Source organism: Actinomadura roseirufa (assembly GCF_900659635.1).
GTDB classification, from domain to species: Bacteria; Actinomycetota; Actinomycetes; order Streptosporangiales; family Streptosporangiaceae; genus Spirillospora; species Spirillospora roseirufa.
Genome location: NZ_CAACVB010000341.1, coordinates 1 through 7,153, shown reverse-complemented (window position 1 = coordinate 7,153; position 7,153 = coordinate 1). Strand labels below are relative to the sequence as shown.

Here is a 7,153-nt window from a genome sequence, read left to right as displayed (position 1 = left end):
GCTCGTTTCAGCCTCCCGTCTCCCCGAACCAGCCGGCCAGCTTGCCTTGCCGGCTGACCGCGCGCAGGCGGCGTTCGGTGGCCTCGCGGTCGGCCTCGGCGCGGGCGGCGTCGCGTTCCTCGGCCAGCGCGCTCAGCGCGGCCTGCTGCTCGGCGACCGACTGCGACAGCTGGCGGAGCTGGACGGACTGGTCGTTGACCTTGGTCGCCAGCTCGTCCCGCTCGGCCGTGGCGGCGGCCGACTTGGCCTGCGCGGCGTCGCGCTCCTTGCCGGCCTCCTCGGCGCGGGCGTTGGCCCGTACGAGCTCGGCCTCGGCCTCGGACTGGGCGCGCAGCGCCGCGGTGCGCTCCGCCTCGGCCTTGCTGGCGGCCTGCATGGCGCGCTGCCGCTGCGCCTCGGTGTCGCGCATGGCGTTGCGGAGATCCTCGGCGCCCTGCCGGGCGACGGCGGCCTCGACGCGCTGCGCCTCGACCGCGCCCTCGGCCTCGGCGAGCTTGGAGTGCAGGGTGACCAGTTCGGCCCGCGCCGTCTCCAGCGCGGCGAGCAGCTCGGTCTCGCGGGCCGCGACGCGGTCCCGCTCGCTCTCGGCGGCGAGCTTGGCCGTCACCGACTGCTGGGCGATCTGGTGGGCCTCCTCCCACGCCTGCTGGGCGGCGTCGCGCTTGGCGGTGGCGAGCTTGGCCTCCTCCCGGGCCTGGGAGGCGTCCTTCTCGGCGCCGTCGGCCCGGTGGCGGGCCGAGGACGCCTCCTGCCACGCCTCCTCGGCCTTGCGCTGGGACGCGTCGCGCTCGCTCTGCGCGATGGCGAGCTCGCGGGCGGCCTCGGCGCGCACCTCGGCGACGCGCCGCTCGACGCCGGCGACGCTCAGCTCGGAGGTCAGCGAGTCGGCGAGCAGGTCGGCGGCCGTCTCCAGGCGCTCGACCATCTCCCAGGTGGAGGCGACCTGGCCGGTGAGGCCCGGCGCGTCCCGGCCGCGCTCGCGGCGGGCGCGCGCCTCCCGCGCGCAGGCGCCGTCGTTGTCCATGCAGTAGCGAACCGAGCGCACGGCGCCGAGGGGCTGCGGGACGGGACGCCCGCAGTTGGCGCACGGCCAGACCGTCACGGGATCGCCCATCCGGGCCACGGCCGTCTCCGCCGAGCCGGCCGCCCCCGCGGCGCCGCCCTGCGCCCCCCGCGAGCCCTCCCCGTCCGTGGCGCCTCCGGGCGTCCCGGGAGGCTCCTCCCCAGGTCGCACGCCTTCGGAGACCGCGGCGTCGGGAGTCGCGGCCGTCCCCTGGGGGCCGCTATTGTCGCGCTCTTCGCTGTTAGGCATGGAATGAACCATACGCACTAGTCGCCGTGACCGCAGAGACTTGCGGGGTACATGTGGGGCCGCCCACGCCGTCCTCAGACCCTCCCGCGGAACCGGTCGGTGGCCTGGACGAGCAGGTGCCGGTTGCCCGGCTCGGAGCCGCCGTGGCCCGCGTCCTCGGCGATGCGCAGCTCCGCCTCCGGCCAGGCCAGATGCAGGTCGTAGGCCTGGCCCGGCGGGGTCTTCACGTCGTACCGGCCGTTCACGATCACCGTGGGGATGTGGCGGATCCGGTCGATGCCCGCCAGCAGGCCCCCGGCGGGCAGGAACCCGCCGGCGGCGATGTAGTGGTGGGTGATGCGCGCGAACGAGACGAGCACGGCGTCGTCGAGTTCCGGCGGCGGCACCGGCAGCAGCGTGTTGGCCGCCAGCTCCCAGGCCATCCAGGCGCGCGACGCCGGAACGTGCACCGCGGGGTCCGGGTCGGTGATGCGGCGGCCGTAGGCGGCGACCAGGTCGTCCCGCTCGTCCTCGGGGACGGCTCCGCTGAACGCGGCCCACTCGGCGGGGAACAGGTGCGCCGCGCCCGCCGGGGTGAACCCCCACGCCTCGTCCTCGGGACGGATGAGCCACACGCCGCGCAGCACCATCTCCGTCACCCGGCCGGGGTGGGCCTGGGCGTAGGAGAGGGCGAGGGTGGTGCCCCAGCTGCCGCCGAACACGAGCCAGCGGTCGATGGACAGGTGCTCGCGCAGCCGCTCCATGTCGGCGACGAGATGCGGGGTGGTGTTGTGCTCCAGCGACACCGCGGGGTCGCTCGCGTGGGGCAGGCTCCGTCCGCAGCCGCGCTGGTCGAACAGCACGATCCGGTAGGCGGACGGGTCGAAGAAGCGGCGGTTGTCGGGCAGCAGGCCGCCGCCGGGCCCGCCGTGCAGGAACACCGCGGGCTTGCCCCCGGGGTTCCCGCAGACCTCCCAGTGGATCCGGTGGCCGTCGCCGACGTCGAGCAGCCCGGAGTCGTACGGCTCCACGGGCGGATAGAACTCCCTGAGACCCATGTCCCCCAGTCATACCCGAAAGACGATCATGGTGGGAATCGGATGGCGGAACCGGCGTCCAGCACGCGGCCTCGATCCCGGCCCCGGTCCCGGTTCCGTCAGAGCTGGGCCATCGCCTTGCGGATGCGCTTGTCGGAGACGGGGAAGCGCGTGCCGAGCTGCTGGGCGAACAGGCTGACCCGGAACTCCTCCAGCATCCAGCGGACCTGACGCGCCGGCTCGTCGTCGCGGCGGGACGGATGCAGCCGCTGCAGCGCCTGCCGGTACTCGCCCTCCAGCGTCTCGGCCTGATGGGCGAGCATCCGGTCACGGCCCGGGTTCTCCGGGAGCTTGTCCAGCCGTATCTGCAGGGCTTGCAGATAGCGGGGGACGTCGGCCATCCGCTGCGCCCCCGTCTCGGTGACGAAACCGGGATGGACCAGGGCGGCCAGCCGCCCCCGCACGTCGGTGAGCGCGGGGACCAGCGTCAGGCTCGCGGTGCCGCGCACCCGCCGGTCGATCTCGTGGGAGGCGGCCAGGACCCGCTCGGCCTGCGCGACGATCGCGGCCGTCGCGTCGTGCAGGTCGGCCCGGACACGGTCGTACAGGGCACGGAACCCGTCCTCGTCCCAGGCGGGTCCGCCCGCCTCGGCGATCAGCCGGTCCGCGGCGGCGGTCACGCAGTCGTCGAACAGCGCGGCGACCGAGCCGTGCGGGTTGTGGCTGAGCGCGAGCTTGCCCTGGTTGGTGAGGCGGCCCTGGATGAGCTTCACCGGGGACGGGGCGTTCATCAGGATCAGCCGCCGGGTGCCGCGCCACATCGCGCGGCGCTGCTCGGCCTCCGTCTCGTACATGCGGACGGCGACGGAGTCGCCCTCGTCGGTGAGCGCGGGGAACGCCTTGACCTCGTAGCCCGCCTGGGCGCGCTCGTAGGTGCGGGGCAGGGTGCCGATCGTCCACTCGCGCAGCCCGGACCGCTCGATGGTGGACGCGGCCTTGGACAGCGTCCCGCGGACCGTGCCCGCGAGGCGGCGTTTCAGCTCGTCCAGGTCGCGGCCCTCGCCGAGCGTCCGGCCGCGGTCGTCGCCGACGCGGAACGTGACGCTCAGGTGGGCGGGCAGCCGGGCGGGATCCCACGCCTCCCGGGCGACGGTCACGCTGGTCATGGCGGTCAGCTCGCGCTCCAGGGCGTCCAGCAGCGGCTCGGTGCGCGGGGAGACGCGGCCGAGGACCTTGCGCGCGTAGTCGGGCGCCGGGACGAAGTTGACGCGCAGCTGCTTGGGCAGCGACCGGATCAGCTCGGTCACCAGCTCCTCGCGCAGGCCGGGGACCTGCCACTCGAACCCGTCCGGCCGCACCTGGTTGAGGATCTGCACCGGCACGTGGACGGTCACGCCGTCGGCGTCGGCTCCCGGCTCGAACTGGTAGGTCAGCCGCAGCCGGAGCGGGCCCTGCCGCCAGGCGTCGGGGTAGTCGGCCTCGCTGACGCCCCCGGCGGTGTCGTTGATGAGCATCGACTTCTCGAACCCGAGCAGGTCGGGCTCGGTGTTCCGGGCCTTCTTCCACCAGGCGTCGAAGTGCCGGCCCGACACGACGTCCTCGGGGATTCGCGCGTCGTAGAAGTCGAAGAGGGTCTCGTCGTCGACGAGGATGTCGCGGCGCCGCGCGCGGTGCTCGAGCTCCTCGACCTCGTCCAGGAGCGCGCGGTTCTCGTGGAAGAACCGGTGGTGGGTCTCCCAGTCGCCCTCGACGAGGGCGTGCCGGATGAACAGCTCACGGGACAGGGCGGGGTCGATCCCGCCGTAGTTGACGCGCCGGTCTGCGACGATCGGCACCCCGTACAGGGTCACCTTCTCGTGCGCCATCACCGCCGCCTGCTTCTTCGACCAGTGCGGCTCGCTGTAGGCGCGCTTGACCAGGTGCGCGGCGAGCGGCTCGATCCAGTCCGGCTCGATCTTGGCGTTGATCCGCGCCCAGAGCCGGGACGTCTCGACCAGCTCGGCCGACATGACCCAGCGCGGCGGCTTGCGGAACAGCGCCGACCCGGGGAAGACGGCGAACCGCGCGCCGCGGGCGCCGACGTACTCCTGTCCCCTCCGCTGCGGTTTCTCCTTCTCCCCGCCCCGGCCGGCCTGGGCGGACCGGCCCGGGGAGTCGGCCAGCCCGATGTGCGACAGCAGCCCGGCCAGCAGCGAGACGTGCACGCTGTCGGGGGCGGCGTCGGCGGTGTTGAGGGTGACGCCGAGGGACTTGGCGACCTGCTTGAGCTGGCCGTGCAGGTCCTGCCACTCGCGGACGCGCAGGAAGTGCAGATACTCGTTCTTGCACATGCGGCGGAACGCGCTGCCCGACAGCTCGTTCTGCTGCTCGCGCAGGTAGTTCCACAGGTTCAGGAAGGCCAGGAAGTCCGAGGTCGGGTCGGTGAAGCGGCGGTGGCTCTCGTCGGCGGCCTGCTGCTTGTCGGCGGGCCGCTCGCGCGGGTCCTGGATGGACAGCGCCGCGGCGATGACCAGCACCTCGCGGACGCAGCCGTTCTTGTCGGCCTCCAGCACCATCCGGGCGAGCCGCGGGTCGACGGGCAGCTGCGCGAGGCGGCGGCCGAGCGGGGTGAGGCGCTTGCGCGGGTCCTGCTCGGCGGGGTCGATCGCGCCCAGTTCGTGCAGCAGGTCGACGCCCGCCTTGACGTTGCGCCGGTCCGGCGGCTCGACGAAGGGGAACGCCGCGATGTCGCCGAGGCCGAGCGAGGTCATCTGCAGGATGACCGACGCCAGGTTGGTGCGCAGGATCTCCGGGTCGGTGAACTCCGGCCGGGACTCGAAGTCCTCCTCGGAGTACAACCGGATGCACACGCCCTCGGCCACGCGGCCGCAGCGTCCCTTGCGCTGGTTCGCCGACGCCTGCGACACCGGCTCGATCGGGAGCCGCTGCACCTTCAGGCGGTGGCTGTAGCGGGAGATGCGCGCGGTGCCCGGGTCGACGACGTACCTGATGCCGGGGACGGTCAGCGAGGTCTCGGCGACGTTCGTCGCGAGGACGACGCGGCGTCCGCGGTGCGGCTGGAACACGCGGTGCTGCTCGGCCGCCGAGAGCCGCGCGTACAGCGGCAGGACCTCGGTGGCGGTGCGCCGGCGCTGGAAGTGCTTGCCCAGCGCGTCGGCGGTGTCGCGGATCTCCCGCTCGCCGCTGAGGAAGACCAGCACGTCGCCGGGGGCCTCCCGCTCCAGCTCGTCGACCGCGTCGAGAATGGCCTGGACCTGGTCGCGGTCGGGGTCGGCGGACGGGTCGTCCGGGTCCGCGACGGGCCGGTACCGCACCTCGACCGGGTACGTGCGGCCCGACACCTCCACGATCGGGGCGTCGCCGAAGTGCGCGGAGAAGCGTTCGGGGTCGATCGTCGCCGAGGTGATGATGATCTTGAGGTCGGGGCGGCGGGGCAGGATCTCCTTGAGGTACCCGAGCAGGAAGTCGATGTTGAGGCTGCGCTCGTGCGCCTCGTCGATGATCAGGGTGTCGTACCGGCGGAGCAGCCGGTCGGTCTGGATCTCGGCGAGCAGGATGCCGTCGGTCATCAGCTTGACGAGGGTGTCGTCGCCGGCGCGGTCGGTGAAGCGCACCTTGTAACCGACGGTCTCGCCGAGCTCGGTGCCGAGCTCCTCGGCGATCCGGTCGGCGACGGTGCGGGCGGCGAGCCGGCGCGGCTGGGTGTGCCCGATCGAGCCGAGCACGCCGCGGCCGAGCTCCAGGCAGATCTTGGGGATCTGCGTCGTCTTGCCGGACCCCGTCTCGCCCGCGACGATCACGACCTGGTGGTCGCGGACGGCGGCGAGGATGTCGTCCTTCTTCTGCGCGACCGGAAGCTCGGCCGGGTAGGTGATCGCGGGCACGGCGGCGCGCCGCCGCTCGACCCGCCGCTCCGCCGCGGCGACCTCGGCGGCGATCTCCTCGATGACCTTGTCGCGCCGCCCGGCGTCGCGCATCTTCTGAACGCCGTCGAGGCGGCGCCGCAGATGGTGCCGGTCGCGCGACATGAGCTCGGGCAGGCGCGCGCGCAGGTCGGCGAGCGGCGATCTCACAGGTGTCCTCATAACCATTCACAAGGATAGGGTTCCGGGCCGGACGGCCGAGGTCCCCACGCTTCCCCGGGCCGGTGTCCGGCGCCCTGCGAACCCTCGCAGCAAACCTTCGCACCGTAGCCGGAACACCCCACGCGGGGCGATCCATTTTCCCCGCGCCCTTTGCTCCAACGTGTCTTCCGGGAGCGGAATTCCAGACCGCGCGGCCGATCACCCTTCGACGGGCGCCCGGAGCACCCGATCACTCAGCCGAGGGCCCCGCCGGACGCTCCCCGCCGGCTACCGGCCCGGCCGGACGGCGCCGGGCCGGGCCGTCCCGGAACGCGCCGGGTCCGGCAGGGCGTCGTGCGGGGTGCGCGGGACGAGACGCAGCGCGAGCCCGGGGCAGACGGCGACGGCGCGCCGGGCGTCGGCCTCCAGCCGGGCCGGGATGGGCTCGGCGGGGATGACCGGGTAGCTGTACTCGTCCATCCGCACCGTCCCGCGCAGCACGTCGGCGCACAGGCCGTGGCCGTCGCAGCGGCTCCAGTCGACCTCCAGGCGCAGTTCCGCCGCCTCCGTCCCGGCGGGCAGCACGCCGAGGACGGGCCGGCCGCATCCCCCGCCGGAGACGTGCCGTTCGACGTCGTCGGCGAAGACCTCCAGGGCCGACAGGACGAACCGGGCGGTGCCGTCGGGGTGCGCGCAGGCGCCGCGGCCGGTGACCATCCGGGCGGCGCGGCCGGCCGTGTCGCGGGCGGCGGCGGCATCCT

The 7,153-nt window shown here is 73.8% G+C and carries 4 protein-coding genes; all 4 read right to left on the bottom strand.

The genetic code is table 11. The annotated features are described in order from the left end of the window. Positions 1-7: 7 nt before the first annotated feature. Complete coding sequence (locus E1291_RS37195; RefSeq protein WP_242614618.1) at positions 8-1,312, bottom strand: coiled-coil domain-containing protein; 1,305 nt, start codon at positions 1,310-1,312, stop codon at positions 8-10. A 74-nt stretch (positions 1,313-1,386) separates the two neighbouring features. After that, positions 1,387-2,349: a prolyl aminopeptidase gene (gene pip / locus E1291_RS37190; RefSeq protein ID WP_131742744.1), complete on the bottom strand. Its 963-nt coding sequence runs from the start codon at positions 2,347-2,349 to the stop codon at positions 1,387-1,389. 98 nt (positions 2,350-2,447) lie between these two features. Further along, positions 2,448-6,401 (bottom strand): ATP-dependent RNA helicase HrpA, encoded by a 3,954-nt coding sequence (gene hrpA / locus E1291_RS37185; RefSeq protein ID WP_370771104.1) that lies wholly within the window; start codon positions 6,399-6,401, stop codon positions 2,448-2,450. 279 nt (positions 6,402-6,680) lie between these two features. Continuing rightward, positions 6,681-7,153, bottom strand: a 473-nt coding sequence (locus tag E1291_RS37180) for a ferredoxin (protein WP_207401141.1), incomplete at its 5' end; no start/stop codon positions are given.